Genomic DNA, 18,358 nt, shown 5'->3' with positions numbered 1-18,358 from the left:
TTCACTACAAATCCTAATTTCTCCAATTCATATTTTAGACATACTTGATAAGCAGATTCAAGAAGACCTGGACCAAGTTTAGAATGTACTTTAAAAGCACATTTCAAAATCTCTTCAGTAAGTTGTTCTTTTATTAGCATTAATTTTTGTGACACGGAGTTCAGTGGAGTTGGCACGGAGTCTCACGGAGTTACTTCTTTTATTACACGGAGTTCATTGGAGTCTTCACGGAGTCGCACGGAGTTTTTTTTTTGAACACTGAGTTTCTTTTTTACACGGAGTTGAGCGGAGGTATCACTGAGTGTCACGGAGTTAAATTTGTTTCTGATTTTACTCCGTGCAACTTTGTGTTAAACTCCTTTTTAAACTCCGTGTAAATAATCCTCGAGCCTGCGAGCACTCCGTGCTTCTCCATGATCCCTCTGTGAAACTAATCCGCGAGCTTGCGAGCACTCGGTGAAACTCCGTGTCAAACTCCTTTTTAAACTCCGTGTAAATAATCCGCAAGCCTGCGAGAGTTAGATTTTGACTTGCTTGAATGAATCCTGATTCTCAAGGAACCACTGATAGGTTTGTGCGATACCTTCTTCCAAGCGAATTTTGGCTTTCCACCCTTTATTTTCCATCTTAGAAACATCCATCAATTTACGTGGCGTACCATCCGGCTTGGATAAATCCCATTTGATTTCTCCAGTATGGCTGACGGTTTTTTGAACGAGTTCTGCTAAGTCTTTTATGGTTAAATCCACCCCTGTTCCTACATTATAAAGGTTGTCCTCGAATTTATTTTCCAGGGCAAAAACCACCGCATCAGCCAAATCATTTACATGAAGAAATTCACGCATCGGCGTACCAGTTCCCCAGATTTCAACTGGCAAATTTCCGTTTTCTTTTGACTCATGAAACTTTCGGATCATGGCGGGGAGTACATGGGAAGTTTTAAGATCGAAATTATCGTTTGGTCCGTACAAGTTGGTTGGCATCAGAGAAATGTAATCTTTCCCAAATTCTCGTCGGATAGCTTCGCAAGCTTTTACTCCTGTAATTTTTGCAATGGCATACCATTCATTTGTTGGCTCCAAAGGTCCAGTTAGCAGATACTCCTCTTTTAAGGGCTGTGGAGCTAGTTTGGGATAAATGCAAGACGAACCTAAAAAGATAAATTTCTGAACATCTGCTTTAAGGGAGTAATCAATCAGATTGTTTTGAATCTGCATGTTCTCCATTAAGAATTGGTATGGGTAATTATTATTAGCCAAAATCCCTCCTACCCTTGCTGCTGCATCGATTACCACTTCAGGTTTTTCAGTTTGGAAAAAATCAGAAACCGCTTCTTGATTTCTAAGGTCCAATTCAGCTGAGGTTCTTCCGATCAGATTGGAATATCCTTTGGCTTCTAGAGCTCTCCAGATTGCTGAACCTACCATTCCTCGGTGGCCGGCGACGTAGATTGGGGTGTTGGGTTTTATGGGCAAGGGGGTGATATGGGTTCAGAGTTCAAAGTTCAGTGTTCACCTTAACATTGAACTTTGAACAACTATTTCGGAATAAGTTTATTGTTGAATTGGGTAAGTTCGGAACTGTTGAATTGGTGGTTCAGGGTTCAAATGTACTCGAAGGCTCTTTCGTGTTGATACTTAAGTCTTGATACTAGAAACTAGCTTCTAGTATCTTGCTTCTAAAAAATCACAACCTCGCATCCACTTTTTCCTTCTCAAATACGCTCTTCACATCGAAAATCACTTGAGTATCTGACTTCTGGAGTTGCCAAGTTTTGAACTCCTTGTGGGCAACGGCTAAAATAATCGCTGAATAGTCTTCCAAGTTAGGCTTAGCTCCACCATTGATGATATCGATGCCATATTCATGCTTTACTTCTGCAGCATCGGCCCAAGGATCATAGACGCAGACATCCATATCGAAGGACTTTAACTCATTGTAAATGTCGATCACACGGGTGTTGCGGACATCCGGGCAGTCTTCTTTAAAAGTAAATCCTAGGATTAGTACTTTGGCGTCGATTACCTTGATATCCTTGCGCATCATGTGTTTGATGGTCTCTGTGGCTACATGCTTGCCCATGGAATCATTGAGTCGACGACCTGCAAGGATAATCTCCGGATGATATCCCACTTCCTGTGCCTTCTGAGCTAGATAGAATGGATCCACACCTATGCAGTGACCACCAACTAATCCTGGTTTGAAATTCAGGAAGTTCCACTTGGTACCCGCAGCCTCCAAGACCTCTTGAGTATCGATATTAAGCAGATTAAAGATCTTGCTGAGTTCGTTGACAAAGGCAATATTGATATCCCGCTGAGAGTTTTCGATCACTTTGGCAGCTTCCGCTACTTTTATTGAGGATGCTTTGTGAGTACCTGCCGTGATCACTGACCTGTAAAGTTGATCTACATACTCAGCGACCTCTGGGGTACTTCCTGAGGTTACTTTTAGAATCTTGGTGACGGTATGTTCTTTGTCACCCGGATTGATTCGCTCCGGGGAATAGCCTGCGAAAAAGTCTTCATTGAATTTCAAACCAGACACCTTTTCCAAAACTGGAACACATTCCTCCTCAGTAACTCCCGGATAGACGGTGGATTCATAAATCACCACATCCCCTTTTTTCAGAATTTTACCTATGGCTTTGGAAGCCTTCAGCATGGGAGTTAAGATCGGGCGATTGTGCTTGTCTGTTGGGGTTGGGACGGTGACGATGGTAATATTGGCGGAAGAAATAGGACCAATGGCATCAGTGACCAATAGCCCACTGCCCTTCTCATCAAGTTCGAGCGAAGTTTTCACCAAAACTTTCTGTAGTTCGGTGTCTTCTACTTCTAAGGTTCGGTCGTGCCCTTTTTGAAGTTCATCCACCCGCTTGGGGTCGATATCGTAACCTACGGTTTTGAATTTTTCAGCGAATGCTGCTGCTAACGGAAGGCCGACATAGCCTAGGCCGATGATGGCAATTTTACTGTTTTGTATTTGGGTAAGCATGAAAAAAGATGAGAAGGGTTAAAGCTTAGAATTTAATTCGATGAGGATTTAAAGAAAGTTTAGAATTAAAATATTAAGTATTATTACAAATTAATAGTTATACTAAGGGTTTAATTCGAAAACCTTGACATTTCAAAATTGATTCGGGGCTTGAGTTGCCCACAATGTGACTAGCAATCCTCACTCTTCACACGAGAGATATTTAAAATTAACAAACGGCTTTTCTTTTGCCTTATATGTATTGAAAATCATGGCTTGAAATACTTGTGAGAGAGTACGATTAAATTTTTCAAAAACACCTCTTAGTCTATTGTTAATCAAGAGGATATAATTTTTATCATATTCTGTGTTCCTACTTTTCAGGAGATTCAGACTGTAATATTTGTCGACAAATTTCATTTATCTTCAAACTAAAAAGCCCTATAAAGAGGAATTATTTTATTCAGGGATTTTGGACCATATTTTGACTATGTTAAATTATAACACCTTTTATTTTTTACCTGTAGTTGTTTTTTTAAATAGACTTTGTGATGATTGGTAATAAACGTATAGTTAGTTTATGAATATCAATAATTATGGTTAAAAGCAATGATCAAGTTTTATTGAATAAATGTGAGTATGGTTGCCATTATACTCGGTGCTGAGTTAGACCAATGCAGTAGCCATGGTCTCACACATTGATCAGTATAAATTTCAGTAATTGTTAAAACTTGCAGGGGGTTAAGGAACCCAAGATAAAATTTTGGTTTTTATAATCAGTCTAATCGATGGAGTAAACACTCTATCTCAATGAACTTAGAAAAATAAATTTTTTTTATTATCCAATTCTTAGTTAGTAGATCAGACTGAATTATTGGAAAATGGACCAATTATAATTTTCAGACCCTCTTTGCCTGCGCGCTACGTCACAGACGAAGAGGAATGGTGTGGTCTCCGGTCACTCGTACTGAGCGCAGTCGAAGTATCCAACCCTTACCTCTAGAAAATTCGCCTACTTTCAGAATACCGTATATCCATATTAATTTTTATATTATTTCGTCGGATGCCTATTTCTCTTTTATTATCTCACTGCAGTTCTATCTCTCGGAGCTTATTTTATTTATATGCGCTTAAAGGAAGATTCTTTGTTTATATTTAAACGAAAGCCTATTCCTTTTTTTATTTCGCAGCAAGTATATTTCGCAGTGCATATCTCTACTGTATTTCAACGCAGGCAGATGTATCTTTAATCCGAGCTGCTTATGCTCCTTTCAACAATTCCTCAAAATAAGCTATCGTCTTCACCAATCCATCTCTGAAGTTCACCTTCGGTTCCCAATCGAGTTCTTTTTTAGCTAAATCAATAACGGGTTGGCGCTGCATAGGATCATCCTGTGGAAGGGGCAAAAACTTCAGTTGACTTTTGCTTCCTGTCATTTCGATGACAAGTTGTGCAAGTTCCAGCATGGTGAATTCACCTGGGTTACCGATGTTGACCGGTCCGGTGAATCCATCTCTTGAATTCATCAAGCGGTACATGCCCTCGATATTGTCATCCACATAGCAGAAGCTTCGTGTTTGCTTTCCGTCACCGAAAATGGTGATATCCTGCCCTTTTATTGCTTGAACTATAAAATTACTAACCACTCTCCCATCATTTGGGTGCATTCGTGGTCCGTAGGTATTGAAAATTCGCATCACCTTGATATCAACCCTGTGTTGGCGGTGGTAATCAAAAAAGAGGGTTTCGGCGCATCGCTTTCCCTCATCGTAGCAAGCACGAATTCCCGTAGTGCTGACGCTTCCTTTATAGGATTCAGGCTGTGGATGAACTTCAGGATCTCCATACACTTCCGAGGTACTGGCCTGAAGGATTTTGATTTTGAGACGCTTAGCCAATCCAAGCATATTGATAGCTCCAATTACTGATGTTTTGGTAGTTTGAACCGGATCAAACTGATAGTGAATCGGACTGGCAGGACAGGCCAAGTTGTAGATCTGATCTACCTCCACAAACAATGGAAAAGTCACATCATGGCGGAGAAATTCAAAATTCTTATCATCTAAAAGGTGGTGAATATTGGACTTTCTACCGGTAAAAAGATTATCGACACAGAGTACTTCATTTCCTTCATTCAGTAATCGCTCACAGAGATGCGAACCTAAAAATCCGGCTCCTCCGGTGACGAGAATTCTTTTCATGGGTTGGTGGTTGGTGAATTGACTAATTGTTGAGGTTCAGCTGGTCCAGGTTCCGAGTTCATTGGGTCAACCTGAGTCTGAATAACCTTGGATTAACAAAATGGAGATGACATATCGAATGATTATTTAGTTTTTCAACAATTTACCAAATAATACATACTCTGTCATTGGTAGCGAAGTCGAAAGGTCGAGGTTCAAGGTTCAGAGTTCAAATGGGCCTGAACTCGCTTGTTTCTTGCTTCTTGGTTCTTTGACAATCATTTAAACCAACTCCGGTTTTTCTATTTGGAGTTGTTCGTAGACTTTTTTAACGTCCTGGGCTCTATCTTTACTGAGTACTAAAATAGCATCTGGGGTTTGGATCAGGATGGTGTTGGCCATACCAACAAACTCTGTATAAATTGTAGTACCGATGACCATATTACCGGACTCATCAATAGGATGACCTTCTTTCTTCAAATATTCATAAATCGACTCAAAAGAACCCATGTCTGACCAACTGAATAGTGAGGAAACAACTTTAATTTTATTGGTTTTCTCCATTACAGCATAATCAACCGAAATGGAAGGGATTTGCATGGAAAGCTCGTAGTCTAATATTCCATTGATGGCACTTTCAAATGCTTTTTTTGAAGCATGAAACAGCTCAGGTTGTAATTTCAATAATTCCTCCAAATAGACTCCTGCCTGAAAACAGAACATGCCCGAATTCCAGAAGAAATTTCCATTTTTCAGAAAATTTTCAGCAGTCTCAAGATTTGGCTTTTCCCGGAAACTTTTGACATCTTCACCTTGAGCCTCTATATACCCGTAGCCTGTTTCGGGTTTTGTTGGTTTCAATCCGAAGGTCACTATAAAACCGTCCTTTGCGAGTTGAATAGCTCTACTGACAGACAGCCTGTAGTCTTCATTGGCATCAATCAATTGATCTGATGGAGTTACAAATAAAATATCTTGGAGACTGGCTTGAAATGCTGCGAATGCAATGGCCGCAGCGGTATTTCTGGGGCATGCTTCGATAATTTCTTGGTATTGAGTTACGCCTAAATTTCCAAGGTCAGCACGTGAAAGTTGGTAGTTGTCGCAATTACCAACAACAAATATCTGATTTGTTAATCTTTGATTTCGGATAACTGTCTTCTGAAAAAGTGTCTGCTTTTCAAATATCGGGAGGTATTGTTTTGGCCTAGATTTTCTTGACAAAGGCCAAAGCCTTGAACCTACGCCACCAGAGAGAAGGACGTTAATGATTTTCATATAAAAAGTTGAGTGGATTAAATTTAAATGCAGCTGTGAGTAACTAACTGTTGAATTGATTATTTCTAATTATCTAATTATACAACTAGTAAATCGACTTTGAGTTGATAATAAGCAAATTAGCTATTCAACTTTTGTTCATTTTGTTATTTGGATGATTTTTTGGGGTAATTTTGAATTTATCCAGTGAATTAAGTTTGTTTATTATCTCCATGAATAAAAATTTGGTGATCATGATAGTAACTTTTCTATTTGACAAATAGGTACACGAAAAATCCAATGAAATGGCTAATTCGTCTTTTAGAAGGATTTTGGAATTTTTGCTTTATACACAAAACAGAAAATTAAACAATTCCAGCATAAGAAAACAAATTTTGTACAGCTTCGCCCTTTCAGTCCCAACTGAATCAAAATTAGTTAAAAAGTATTTGGAATTGTTCAAAGGGAAAAACTACTCTCTTATTCCAAAAACTTCTTCGTCCAATTTTGAATGATTAAGACTTATCGAAAATAAACAACTAGAAATATGCTGTTTATAACAGATATTTTGGGTTTCACAAAAAAAAGCCAAAGAATTCTAAATTGAGGCTTTTTTGTACTTGTTGGTATGCGTAAATATAAGGCAAGGGTCTTAAACTACACCCCTTTTATTCAATCAAATTTTTATTTTATTCATCCATTAGGATAAGAGATTTCATGATCAAGGAGTTAAAGGGAGAATTAGTCTTCAATTTTTGACCAGGCATTTTCGAGATCTGAAAAACTGTTAATAACCCAAAGGTGTGTGTGGCCAAAGTGTTCGAGGTATAGCGCTTCATTCTGATCGTTTTTCCAAAAGTTGAATCGATTATCGGTCGAAACTATAAATGAGGAAATATTTTCCAAAATGGAAGAATAGTCTTTGCCATAATCATACCGGCGCTGAAATGAACAGAATACTGATTTATTGAGTAAAAATTCGTACCTGCTGTGATGAACAGATTCCAGCGTTTTCACACATCGAATTACTTCAAAATTGCCCCCAGCTTTCTTAAACTTAGCTTTCACGGTAGGATTAAGTTTCTCGCAGGAGATGCTGTCAATTTCCACTAGGGCACTTAACCTGACATACAATTTTCCATGAGTTGATTCTCCATTTTTAAGCTTGTATTTCAAATCGTTCAGCATGGTGATAGGATCAAACAAGACGGGATTACCGACATATTGGTATGAGATCTCAATTCCTTTGATCTCTTTGGTTTTGGCCTTATATCCCGAAAATAAATTTTTAATATATGAATCCAAATACTTGAATCTTGAGCGCATAAGAGATAAAATGAAAGGTTTTATTATGCTTTACAATTAAACAATTTGAAATTAGGTGAAAGGTAATGGATATCAGAATTCAATAGTTAAACGTTAGATTTAAGTGGATAAGCGTTAAAAATTAATTGATTTACGTTAAAATCAAATTCCGATAGACAATTTCTACAATTGATCGAAGTTTTCAGAAGTTAAAGACCGAAAGATTGGAAACCTTATTCCGAATAATTGCAGAGTCCTAAGATGAAAGAGGGCCCAAAAATCAAACTTTGAGTTAATCCCGATAAATCGTTTTTACCCACTACCAAAACCGCTCAGAAAGCCCGAATTCAAATATTCAGCATTATTTTAATCTGAGTGCTCGTTTCCACCAGGGTAATTGTGCCTCCTCATGATACCCATAAGAATTATTTCCATAGCCATACCCGTAGCCATACCCGTAACCGTAGCCGTAGCCTTTGTCAATATGAAGATCGTTTAGGATTCCATAAATCTTGTTGACTCCCCCTTTTTCAACCAGGTTATTCAAAATTTGACTATTTGCTTTCATGGAATAGCCTTGTCTAAATACAAAGAAATTTATATCGGAGAAATAAAATAGCTCTTTTGTCTCAGATACCAATCCTACTGGAGGACAATCAAATACTACCACATCGTAAACTTCTTTGATCTCTGAAATTATCTTCCTGAATTTATCCTGCAAAAGGAGTTCGGATGGATTGGGAGGTATGGGTCCGGAAAGAATTACATCCAAATTTTCGTAGCCCGAATTCTTAACCACAGATTGCCAGATAGTATTGCTACTCAAGCAGGTACTCACGCCTTTGTCATTAATCAATCCAAAATCCTCTGCAATTCTAGGCTTCCTTAAATCCAAGCCAATTAACACTGTTTTTTTACCCATGAGGGCGAAAACAGATGCCATATTCAAGGAAACAAAAGTTTTTCCTTCACCTGATATTGAAGAAGTAAAAAGCAGTGTCAAGTTTTTATTTTGAGGACTTAAATAAGCCAAATCAGCACGTAGGGAACGAAAGGATTCCGTGACCGTTGATCTCGGATTGTTGAAAACCGGCAAAGCATCCTCTGAATTGTTTCTTCCGATCATCCCAATCAGCGGAACCTTGAGCTGCTTTTCAAGTTCTTTTGGATCTTCGATTTTGGTATTTAAAAAATCCTTAACAGTGATAAATCCAATAGGCAGAATTAAACCCAAAATCAGACCGATCAACAAATTTAAAGAACGCTTAGGTGCGATTGGCTGTTGTCCCGATTTTGCAAAGTCCAAGATGCTGTTTTTTGGCATGTTGGCGGCTTTAGTGATTTCAGCTTCTGCTTTCTTTTGAAGCAAATAGACATAAATATTTTCATTGATTGTAAACTGTCGGGTAATGCTCAAAAGATTACGTTCAGTTTGAGGTAGTGAATTCACATCTCTTTCAACCATTCGGATGCGGTTGTTCAGATCCGAAAGCACATTTTGGGTATTTTGAAGGGCTGAACCAACATTTTCCTGTAAAGCGCGTCTTGCATTTTGGATTCTTGTAGCATTTTCCCTCACTGCGGGAGCTTGATCGGAGAAATTCGCTTTAAGTCTTGTCTGATCTGCTTGAAGTTCACTTAATGACTGAACCAAGGAGTTCAGGAGTGGATCCGTGACCCCAATAACAGAAGGAGCGACTAGATCCCCGGATTGATTATTGGCCAGGTAGTTTTGTAAGGTTTGGTAATATTTGAGGCTAACTTCAGTTTGTCCCTTCTCTTTTTCCAATTCCTGTAGCCTTTGAAAAATTACTGAACCTTCTTGAGAAAGGTTAAATGTTTTGTTTTCTGTCCTGTATTGCTGAAGCTTATTCTCAGAAAACCGCAGGGAATCAGAGATTCCGCTTAGCTGTTGATTGATAAAATCAACTGTATTTTCTGAGGCCCGGTTTTTTTCTTCCAACTCACGATAGAGGTACCTTTCCATCAATTTATTGATGTAATCCTGTCCCAATCTTCTCACAGGAGTTTCCAAACTCAGATTCAAAATAGAAGACTGCTTGTTGGTAGGTGCTACTGAAAGTTTTTCTTGAAAGGACAAGGCCAGTGTAGGTGTATCAATGATTTTGAATAAAACTACATCACCTTGAACCCCTGTAAGTTGGTCAATTTTGAAGAAAAAATTTTGACCTTCTAATTTCTCACCAAAAGTGAAAATACTTTTTGTTAGAAAGTTTTCTTCAAATTTCGTTTTGAAATAGGGATCTTTTGGATTGAAAATTGAAAATTTGTCATCTTCAATCGTTAATTCGAAGGTAGTCTCATCTAAGATTTCCAATCTAAACATCCCTCCAACCAATTGAGGCTGAGTCCAATCAACAGTTACAAGAATTGGTACATTTCCGTATATCTGCGAGTTGGAAATAAGACCTTCTTGAAAATATTGAACGTTGAGATTAAGTGCATCAATGGTTTCTTGGGCAAGACTAAAGGACTTCAAAATCCCTATTTCGTTCTCAATATTATTTTTGCCCTGAAGCAAACCTGAAGACTCAAAGAGATCCATTCCCAAGGATGGTTTATCATCAGAGACCAGAATACTTGATTCTACCTTATAGACTGGAGTATAGTAGCGATTGAATAGAAATGCAGCAAGAATGCCAGCAAACATAAAAATCACAATAATCGACCAATACTGAAGGTAATTAAAAAGGATGACCTTCAAGTCAATCTCATCTTCCTGATTTATCATAAAAGGGGATTGCTGGGTTTGATTTACTTGAGGGGAATTAGGATACATTGTTATCGGGTAGCAACATTGATGATTAGGACTGCTGCTGTAATTGCAGATATAATTAGGGCTAAAGATTGAGCGGCATTTTCGCCGGCTCCGATTTCACGAACTTTCATTGGTTCAGCATAAATCTGATCATTAGGCTGGATGAAATAATAAGGTGACCTGACTAGTTGACGATCGTTCAGATTAAGTCTATGAAGTTTGGTGCCTTCAGGATACTGTCTGATCAATAAAATTTCGTCACGTTTTGCGATTGGACTAAGGTCACCCGCATTTGCAATTGCTTCGAAAATAGTCATTCGGTCCTGAAGGACAACGAATTTTCCGGGACGTCGAAATTCTCCCAAGGCAGAATAGCGGATTCCTCCCAATTTAACTTTCACATAGAGTTCTGTTGTCACATATTCTCTAAGCTGCGATTCAATTTGAATTCTCGCCTGTTCGATAGTTTTATCGTTGACATTTACCAAACCAACTATAGGAAGACGAATATTTCCATTTCGGTCCACTGTATAACCTGTCATATAGTATATATCTCCCCCGCTTTGACTGGCTATTTGCATCTGCTGATTCCCCATTAAGGCAGATTGATTATTAAATCCATTTTTGATCATATCATCAATTGTCTGGATATTGACATCGATAATGTCATTGTATTGAAGCTTGTATTCAGGAATTTGGTAAGATATCAGTTCATCATCAGGAATTTCCTGTTTGCCCTCAAGATTTTGCAAGTAGATGATTTTTTCGTTTGAGACACAGGCTGCCAAAGCCAAAAAAATGAGTCCAAGACTCAATGTGGTGATGGTTTTACTCATAAAATAATTAAAAGGGTGGTATCATAATTTTCGTAAACTTAAAAAAAATCCTCAAAAAAGTTTAGATTTTTAATTAAAAGGGAGAGAACTGGTTAGCCTTGTTGTAATGGTTGTCGAGGTTGGAGCATGGTTGTATTGTTGTCGGGGTTCTCATGATTCTCATGGTTGTCGTTGTTGTCATGGTTATCATTATTGGTGGAAATTCAATTGACAGGGCAAATCAAACTACGGAATAGGTTCTAACTCTTAAATCTTGTTTTTTGGCTCTTGTTTCTTTGCTTCTTCGGTCTTGATACTAACGTCTTGATACTTGACACTCATAATATCTCTTTCCCTTTCACAATCAAAAACCAATCGCCTTCGAGTTCGAGAAATCCAAAATCGTAGCAATAATGGTATTGATTTCCTTTTTTATTTTGGTAGACATGAGTGAAAAATTTGAAATTGAACCCTAGACGCATTAATCTTTCTCTGGTCGTTTTTGAAAGCTCCTCTCCTTTCGGTATTATCGATTCCAGGATATTCCGGTTTTTCTTGAGAGTATGATTGATATTTCTAATGAGGTTCGTGCTGTCCGCATTTTGCTGATTGTTGTAGGTGTTTCTGCAACTGTCATCGCAGAATTTTTTATCCACGCGGCCCTGAATCGGTTTTCCGCAATTAAGACAGTTTTTTTTTTCCTGAGTCATCGCTAAAAAGTTTTAATCAATTTAGAGGATTAGTTTAAAAAATCCCAAACTTAGATCATTTTGGTACTCCAGCGACATGGCGAACTGCAAACGAATTGACAGAAAGAATAAACCTTTTTGAAGATTCACATTCCTGTTTTTCTAAAGTTAACAAATTGTTAAAACCTGATTTTTTTTGAAGTTTTCAGTAAATTTTATAAAACTTTCAACCGATGGACCTTTATACTATTCTAGGAGCAAACGGAAATATTGCTAAAGTAATTTCTACTGAACTTGGCAGCAAAGGCCTTAAAATCCGACAGGTCAGTCGAAATCCTAAAGCTGTTAATACAACCGATGAACTGGTTTCGGCAGATTTGACTGATTCAATTCAAGTCTTGAATGCAGTAAGTGGGTCGGATTTGGTTTTTCTCCTTGCTGGAATAAAGTATTCTGTTCCTGACTGGCAACGCGATTGGCCTAAAATCATGAGAAACACCCTAGATGCCTGCATTGCCACTGGGGCTAAGCTGGTCTTTTTTGACAATATGTACGCACTCGATCCAAGCCAAATTGGCCATCTCACTGAGGAAACGCCGCTGAATCCAACGAGTGAAAAGGGTAAAGTCAGAAAGCAAATTTTAGAAATGCTCTGGGCTGAAGTGGAGTCTGGAAGATTGACCGCTTTGGTTGCTCGAGCAGGTGACTTTTATGGTCCAGGAGCAAGCAATAGCTTTTTAAATGAATTGGTTATCAACAAAATGAAAGCAGGTAAGACTCCTCAGTGGCTATATGCCGGGGACAAAAAACATTCTTTCACTTACATTCCGGATGCCGGGAAAGCCACGGCATTTCTCGCTTTGCAAACCGATTCCTGGAACCAAACTTGGAACCTTCCAACAGACCCAAGCTATCCTAGTGGACAAGAAATCACAGCCATTTTAAACCAACACCTCGGTACGAACAAAAAACTCCAAGTAATGCCGTCCTGGCTTGTAGCTACGCTAGGATTATTCATCCCCGTTCTCAAAGAAGTCAAAGAACTCAGGTATCAGACCGCCGAAGATTACTGTTTGGATTCTTCAAAAATTGAAAAGGCTTATGGATTGAAAGCAACCCCCATTTCTGTTGGGCTTAAGGCTTGTATTTAAAATTTATATGCTCTTTTTTCCGGTAGACGAATTATAGGAAAAAAGACCTTTTCATTTTCTAATTTGGGGGATGAAAAAATTATTGGCTTCCCTACTGATCTGCTTTTTGATTAACCCCGTATATTCTCAGATAGATAATGATTTGGGTGCTTGGTACATGTACTTCGGAAATTTAAGATTTACGGATTCTCCCTGGGCAATTCATGGCGAAGTACAATACCGCAACCATAATAAACTGGGTGATCTTGAACAACTGCTCCTAAGAACCGGACTTCAATACAATCTCAAATCAGGACAGGTGAGTTTTCTGGCGGGCTATGCATCCATTACAACGGACATTCCCGGCAAAGCTTCTAATAGTTTTCATGAAAACAGAGTCTATCAGGAGGTAATTTTAAGGCAAAAGCTTGGTAGAGTTGGGATAATGCACCGCTATCGCTTTGAACAAAGATGGATTGAAGAACTGAACATAAGGACAAGATTTCGCTACGCAATCTTTGTCAATGTGCCACTCAACAATAAAGAACTCACTGAAAAGGGAGCAATCTATGGACAGCTATATGATGAACTATTTATTAATGGTGAAAAGCCAACCGAAAATTCTCAATTCTTTGACAGAAACAGATTGTACCTGGGATTGGGATATAGGACTTCATCAGTACTTGCTCTTCAATTTGGGATCATGGAGCAAAGCACAAATCTATTTTCAAAGACCCAACTTCAATTCACTGCTTTTCATCAGCTTTTTTCGAGAAAAAATCCTTAACAAAAATTATTATGAAGATTTTTAAAATAAATCTGTACTTTTTTTGAGCGTATTGTGATAAATTACGTTGATTAGAAACCTGAAAAATAGGCACTTGGCCAAACAATAATTAAAATTCAAAGGTTAGACCCAAACCACTTTATTTTCGAAAAAATCCGAACATTAAATACAAAGTCAACCATGAAAGTTTCCTCAATCCTCCTAGTCCTCCTCTCAGTAATTATCACATCTTGCTTCTCCTCTAAGGATTATGTGACCGATTACGATTATAATTACTCGGGTTCATTCAAAAAATATAAAACGTTCGCTTTTATTGAATCTTCTGAAAATGAGTCATCAACCCTAGTTAGTGTTCTTAATTCTACTATTGGCGCTAGACTAGGTTCGCAAGGGTACCGAGAGCAAATCAGCAAACCTGACATGCTAGTGAGCTACAAAATTTTTTCAGACTCAATCCGATACAGGGGTTATGTGCAGCCACAATTTGATTATTGGCTTAACAGGACTGGAATGACCTATCGCAACAATGAAGGTGAAATTGAGCGGGAGCAGGAAAAAGATGAAACTTACAATCAAGTAAAATATGCACAAAACAGCGGGATGCTGGTCATATATGTTATTGACTCAAAAAAAGGAAACACAATCTGGCAGGGTTATACTGCAGCAAAATTTGATGCGGAATCTCCCACCTTTCAATCAGACATCACAAGGGCTGCTTACCGAGTAATGAACGAATTCAAAATTGTAAATAGACTGACGGAGTAATCCCATTTTTTCCTCACATTGAGTATGGTATCCACATATTTACCAAAATTGTCCTGAAAAATCAGGACTTTTTTTATTTCAAGTTTTTGGCTGAAAATCAAAAGAAAATTGCGATTTAAGAGCTAGATAAGCGTTTTTACGTTTGGATTCTTCCCTAGAATATTGATTAAAAAGAATGGCGGATAATTTGGGATTGGTATTTCGATCTAACAAAATAAGCTGTGAAATCGAGCATAACGAAAATGTCCCCCACAGGGATGCCCCGATGGCCCCGATAGCTATCTGGGGGCTATATGCGAGATTCCAAGTGGCCTCTAAAAACCAAATTATAATCATATGAAAAAATCACTAATTCTAGCCGGGGTTATAGGTCTTGGCCTAACCGTCTCCTGTGTATCAAAAAAGAAATACACAGCACTTGAAAGTAACCTTTTCAGAACCCAAACAGAACTTGCCATGACCAATCAGGAAAAGGCTGTGTTGGAAGAAAAAATGTCAGCAATTGAGGCTCGGGTCGCAGAGTACAATTCTAGAATTAATTCATTGAGAGAGACCAATGATAAACTGACTGAAACAAACAGCGGGATGTTAAGCATCGAAGGTGCAGCGGTAATGTCCAAAAACTCCAAGGCAAAGATGAAGGAGACACTTTCGAAAGTTGATCCTACTTTATTGGCTGGAGCTAAGACTTTAGAAGATTCTGTTAATCTTGCTATTAGCCATAATATCAAACAAAACATCTCTTCTCAGGGTGATGATGATGATGTACAGATCTCTATCGACAAAACTGTCGTGATGATCTCAATCTCCGACAAACTACTTTTTAACACAGGGAGCTACAAAATTAATTCTAAAGCAGATCCTTTGCTTAAGAAACTTGCTGAAGTGATCAATGCTGAACCAAGCCTTCAGGTGATGATAGAAGGTCATACAGATTCTAGGACCATCTCTACTCCTGCCTTGGAAGACAATTGGGATTTGTCCGTAAAACGGGCTACCTCGATCGTCAGAATGCTTCAACTGAAGTATCAAGTTGCACCGGAAAAAATGATCGCAGCCGGAAGAGCATCTTATATGCCGCTTGCAGAAAACGATACTAAAGAAAACATGGCTCTTAACAGAAGAACCAGAATTGTCTTGATCCCTGATCTGGATATGTTCTTTTCAATGCTTTAAGATTACCAACTACCACAATTCAATCAACCAAAAAAGACAGGCCTCATGGGCTTGTCTTTTTTTTTAAAAAATTTTGTCTTAAGTATTTTAATTCACCGCAGAGGCGCCGTGAACGCAAAGTTTTTTTTACCATTGAAAAAGCTAAAGTCTTTTTTCGCCAGCTAAGGAAATCTGTGATAATCTGTGTCTTTTTTCTGTGGCCATCTGTGAGAAATAATCCGCGAGGACCTGCCGGCGGCAGGCAGGTCAGCGCCCATTTCTACGGCTATCAGCGGGATAATATTTCAGTAGTAGGCAGTGGTCAGTTTTCATAGTGAAGAGAATAAACTTTGTAACCTTTAAAAAGGAAAGTCGAGCCAGTAATTTTTGGAGATTGGTTTAAGAACAAATTTATAAAACCTCTTTCTCTGAGATCTCCTTGGTGAAATTCTTTGCAATCCTTTCTGTGTCTAGGGTTTAAACCTTAAATCTCTAAAGTTCCTAAAGCGAACTTCATCAAGACCTCTTGGAAGTAGAGGGTATAAACTGCTTGGGCGAGGTCCACTTGGGCTCTGACCATTGTTTGGTTGGCGGTCGAAATATCAACAAAACTCGAAAGACCCAATCTAAACCGTTCGCTCACTGTCGTAAATGCCTCCTCGGCTGCCAAAACCTGGACTTGGGAATTTTTCTCTTTTCGAATGGCTGCTTGATAGTTTTGGTAGGCCAATCTTACTTCTTGGTAAACTTTTCGATCAATGGCTTCCTTTTGTAGCATTTGATTTTCATAAGCTACTCTACTCCTACTCACATCCAACCTCGATTGAAAATTGGTAAAAATTGGAATCGCAAGACCTAATCCAACCGTGTTTTGAGGATAAACCCTCAAAAACTGCTCTCGCAAACTTCGATCATCTAAAGAGGTAGAGAATGTATTATAATTATAAAAAGCAGTCAATCTGGGAAAGTACATGGCTTTTATGGCTTGCATATCCTTTTTAAATGAATTTGCCAACAAAGTCTGTTGCCTTAAATCCTGACGATTTGATTTGGCCAAGTCATAAAGTTGCGACATGTCCATTCCCTCAAGGGAGCTGATTTCCCGTATTGGTTCTACTGGCTCAAGTGATGGCACAACTCCCGGGTCAAGTTGTAGATACTCCGTCAAAAGCCAAAGATCATTTTCATATTGAATTTCGGCATCGACTTTCAAGGATTCCAGTCTTGCCACTTCAGATTGTTGATTGTATAAATCAGAAATGGTCCGCAAACCAGCATCGACAAACCCTTCAATCTGCAACAACTGCTGCTTTTGATTTTCCAGATTTTCACCGGAGATTCTTACAAGTTCCTGATCTAATAGTACCTGAAGATACCTCCGGGAGACTTCAAAAACCACCTGTTGCTTGGCGCGATTCAAGCCCTTCTCACCCGCTTCCAAAGCCAAATTTGCGGACTGTGTATCCAGTATTCTTCTGCCTGAATTAAACAGAGGCATGTTGATACTTAGATTTCCCGTCATGATATCGTTAGATACATTGGTCACCACTATTTCACCTTCGATCTGCTGAAATTGCTGACCGGTTTGGCGTAAAAAATTTGAGGTGATTCCAACAGTTGGTAAATGCGATAACATGGCCACCTGCCTCTCTCTGTGAAGGATATCCATGTTATTTTCCTGGATCTTGAATTCCAGATTTTTACTAAGAGCAAGATCCACAGCGATTTCAAAATTCAATGAAATTGTTTCTTGGGCCTGGATTTTTCCATAAAAGAAAAATGCACCTAAAAGTACAAGGACAGGTATTTTACTTTGCAATGGCTTCATCAGTTTCTATTCTTCCGTCTACTAAAGTGATTAATCGCGAGCCAAAATCGGCGTTTTCGCGGGCATGTGTTGCCTGAATGATGGTGGTGCCTTCGGCATGTAATTCGTGGAAAATCTCCATGATTTCTTTTGCCTGTGCGGAATGAAGATTGCCTGTGGGTTCGTCAGCCAAGAGCACTCTCGGTCGTCCTGCAATGGCCCTGGCAATACCGACAAGCTGCTGCTGTCCACCTGAAAGTTGAGCTGGGAAGAGATCCTTTTTCGCCACCATATTAAACCTGTCTAAAAGATTGGCAATGATACTTTTCCGCTCCCCTGAGGAGACATTCCGATAGAGCAAAGGCGTCTCTATATTTTCATAAACCGTAAGTTCGTCGATCAGGTGATAGGCCTGAAAGATGTATCCAAACTCACTCTTGTGAAGGCTGGACCGCTCTTTATCCTTCATTTTACGGATACTTTTTTCTCCGAAAAAATACTCGCCGGCATAATCCTCATCGAGCAAACCAAGGATATTCAACAAGGTTGATTTTCCCGCACCTGAGGGTCCCATCAAGGTGATAAACTCGCCTTCGTTGATGTTCAGGTTAATTCCTTTGAGGATAAACACTCGCTGAAAACGCGATTCAATGTATTTATCAATTTCTTTGAGTTGGATCATTTGGTATTTGAAGATTGGAAGATTGGAAGA

At 38.8% G+C, this 18,358-nt stretch carries 15 protein-coding genes; 4 read left to right on the top strand and 11 right to left on the bottom strand.

What is annotated here, in order from left to right:
• From ACK4HU_RS14500 to ACK4HU_RS14460, 9 genes are all read right to left on the bottom strand, one after another.
• On the bottom strand, positions 1–140 hold a 140-nt coding region (locus ACK4HU_RS14500), incomplete at its 3' end, for a GxxExxY protein (RefSeq protein WP_409807916.1).
• A gap of 378 nt (positions 141–518) precedes the next feature.
• Positions 519–1,469: a GDP-L-fucose synthase family protein gene (locus ACK4HU_RS14495; protein ID WP_409807914.1), complete on the bottom strand. Its 951-nt coding sequence runs from the start codon at positions 1,467–1,469 to the stop codon at positions 519–521.
• 217 nt (positions 1,470–1,686) lie between these two features.
• Positions 1,687–2,997, bottom strand: coding sequence for a nucleotide sugar dehydrogenase (locus tag ACK4HU_RS14490; protein ID WP_409807903.1), 1,311 nt, complete (start codon positions 2,995–2,997; stop codon positions 1,687–1,689).
• 1,239 nt (positions 2,998–4,236) lie between these two features.
• Positions 4,237–5,178, bottom strand: coding sequence for a UDP-glucuronic acid decarboxylase family protein (locus tag ACK4HU_RS14485; protein WP_409807901.1), 942 nt, complete (start codon positions 5,176–5,178; stop codon positions 4,237–4,239).
• A gap of 261 nt (positions 5,179–5,439) precedes the next feature.
• Positions 5,440–6,435, bottom strand: coding sequence for a mannose-1-phosphate guanylyltransferase (locus ACK4HU_RS14480; RefSeq protein WP_409807900.1), 996 nt, complete (start codon positions 6,433–6,435; stop codon positions 5,440–5,442).
• A gap of 720 nt (positions 6,436–7,155) precedes the next feature.
• Positions 7,156–7,740, bottom strand: coding sequence for a hypothetical protein (locus tag ACK4HU_RS14475; protein ID WP_409807898.1), 585 nt, complete (start codon positions 7,738–7,740; stop codon positions 7,156–7,158).
• 340 nt (positions 7,741–8,080) lie between these two features.
• Positions 8,081–10,471 (bottom strand): GumC family protein, encoded by a 2,391-nt coding sequence (locus ACK4HU_RS14470; protein WP_409807896.1) that lies wholly within the window; start codon positions 10,469–10,471, stop codon positions 8,081–8,083.
• A 50-nt stretch (positions 10,472–10,521) separates the two neighbouring features.
• Entirely contained in the window at positions 10,522–11,334 is an 813-nt protein-coding gene (locus ACK4HU_RS14465; RefSeq protein WP_409807894.1) for a polysaccharide biosynthesis/export family protein, read from the bottom strand.
• Between the two features lie 317 nt (positions 11,335–11,651).
• Complete coding sequence (locus tag ACK4HU_RS14460) at positions 11,652–12,023, bottom strand: DUF2116 family Zn-ribbon domain-containing protein (protein ID WP_409807892.1); 372 nt, start codon at positions 12,021–12,023, stop codon at positions 11,652–11,654.
• 212 nt (positions 12,024–12,235) lie between these two features.
• Here ACK4HU_RS14460 and ACK4HU_RS14455 point away from each other — a divergent pair, with 212 nt between their 5' ends.
• The 4 genes from ACK4HU_RS14455 (at position 12,236) to ACK4HU_RS14440 (ending at position 15,860) form a co-directional block, all read left to right on the top strand.
• The gene (locus ACK4HU_RS14455; protein WP_409807890.1) at positions 12,236–13,153 is read left to right on the top strand and encodes an NAD-dependent epimerase/dehydratase family protein; all 918 of its coding nucleotides are present in this window, start codon (positions 12,236–12,238) and stop codon (positions 13,151–13,153) included.
• A gap of 70 nt (positions 13,154–13,223) precedes the next feature.
• The gene (locus ACK4HU_RS14450) at positions 13,224–13,919 is read left to right on the top strand and encodes a DUF2490 domain-containing protein (RefSeq protein ID WP_409807888.1); all 696 of its coding nucleotides are present in this window, start codon (positions 13,224–13,226) and stop codon (positions 13,917–13,919) included.
• 180 nt (positions 13,920–14,099) lie between these two features.
• The gene (locus ACK4HU_RS14445) at positions 14,100–14,684 is read left to right on the top strand and encodes a DUF4136 domain-containing protein (RefSeq protein ID WP_409807887.1); all 585 of its coding nucleotides are present in this window, start codon (positions 14,100–14,102) and stop codon (positions 14,682–14,684) included.
• Positions 14,685–15,020: 336 nt separating this feature from the next.
• Positions 15,021–15,860 (top strand): flagellar motor protein MotB, encoded by an 840-nt coding sequence (locus tag ACK4HU_RS14440; RefSeq protein WP_409807885.1) that lies wholly within the window; start codon positions 15,021–15,023, stop codon positions 15,858–15,860.
• A gap of 463 nt (positions 15,861–16,323) precedes the next feature.
• On the opposite strand, the gene ACK4HU_RS14435 is transcribed toward ACK4HU_RS14440, so the two are convergent.
• A complete protein-coding gene (locus ACK4HU_RS14435; protein WP_409807883.1) occupies positions 16,324–17,667 on the bottom strand; it encodes a TolC family protein in 1,344 nt (447 codons plus the stop codon).
• Complete coding sequence (locus tag ACK4HU_RS14430; RefSeq protein WP_409807912.1) at positions 17,648–18,328, bottom strand: ABC transporter ATP-binding protein; 681 nt, start codon at positions 18,326–18,328, stop codon at positions 17,648–17,650. The genes ACK4HU_RS14435 and ACK4HU_RS14430 overlap by 20 nt, the downstream gene beginning before the upstream one ends.
• Between the last annotated feature and the right edge of the window lie 30 nt (positions 18,329–18,358).

The organism is Algoriphagus sp. (assembly GCF_046296635.1).
In the GTDB taxonomy this organism is placed as follows: domain Bacteria; phylum Bacteroidota; class Bacteroidia; order Cytophagales; family Cyclobacteriaceae; genus Algoriphagus.
Note: the sequence above shows the minus strand (reverse complement) of the source record. Positions and strands in the feature narration are given on the sequence as shown.

What these genes read in the sequence shown, in the direction of transcription:
- ACK4HU_RS14440 (WP_409807885.1), top strand. Translation starts at nt 15,021, where the DNA reads ATGAAAAAATCACTAATTCTAGCCGGGGTTATAGGTCTTGGCCTAACC.
- ACK4HU_RS14480 (WP_409807900.1), bottom strand. Translation starts at nt 6,435, where the DNA reads ATGAAAATCATTAACGTCCTTCTCTCTGGTGGCGTAGGTTCAAGGCTT.
- ACK4HU_RS14455 (WP_409807890.1), top strand. Translation starts at nt 12,236, where the DNA reads ATGGACCTTTATACTATTCTAGGAGCAAACGGAAATATTGCTAAAGTA.
- ACK4HU_RS14460 (WP_409807892.1), bottom strand. Translation starts at nt 12,023, where the DNA reads ATGACTCAGGAAAAAAAAAACTGTCTTAATTGCGGAAAACCGATTCAG.
- ACK4HU_RS14485 (WP_409807901.1), bottom strand. Translation starts at nt 5,178, where the DNA reads ATGAAAAGAATTCTCGTCACCGGAGGAGCCGGATTTTTAGGTTCGCAT.
- ACK4HU_RS14430 (WP_409807912.1), bottom strand. Translation starts at nt 18,328, where the DNA reads ATGATCCAACTCAAAGAAATTGATAAATACATTGAATCGCGTTTTCAG.
- ACK4HU_RS14470 (WP_409807896.1), bottom strand. Translation starts at nt 10,471, where the DNA reads ATGATAAATCAGGAAGATGAGATTGACTTGAAGGTCATCCTTTTTAAT.
- ACK4HU_RS14490 (WP_409807903.1), bottom strand. Translation starts at nt 2,997, where the DNA reads ATGCTTACCCAAATACAAAACAGTAAAATTGCCATCATCGGCCTAGGC.
- ACK4HU_RS14475 (WP_409807898.1), bottom strand. Translation starts at nt 7,740, where the DNA reads ATGCGCTCAAGATTCAAGTATTTGGATTCATATATTAAAAATTTATTT.
- ACK4HU_RS14435 (WP_409807883.1), bottom strand. Translation starts at nt 17,667, where the DNA reads ATGAAGCCATTGCAAAGTAAAATACCTGTCCTTGTACTTTTAGGTGCA.
- ACK4HU_RS14465 (WP_409807894.1), bottom strand. Translation starts at nt 11,334, where the DNA reads ATGAGTAAAACCATCACCACATTGAGTCTTGGACTCATTTTTTTGGCT.
- ACK4HU_RS14445 (WP_409807887.1), top strand. Translation starts at nt 14,100, where the DNA reads ATGAAAGTTTCCTCAATCCTCCTAGTCCTCCTCTCAGTAATTATCACA.
- ACK4HU_RS14450 (WP_409807888.1), top strand. Translation starts at nt 13,224, where the DNA reads ATGAAAAAATTATTGGCTTCCCTACTGATCTGCTTTTTGATTAACCCC.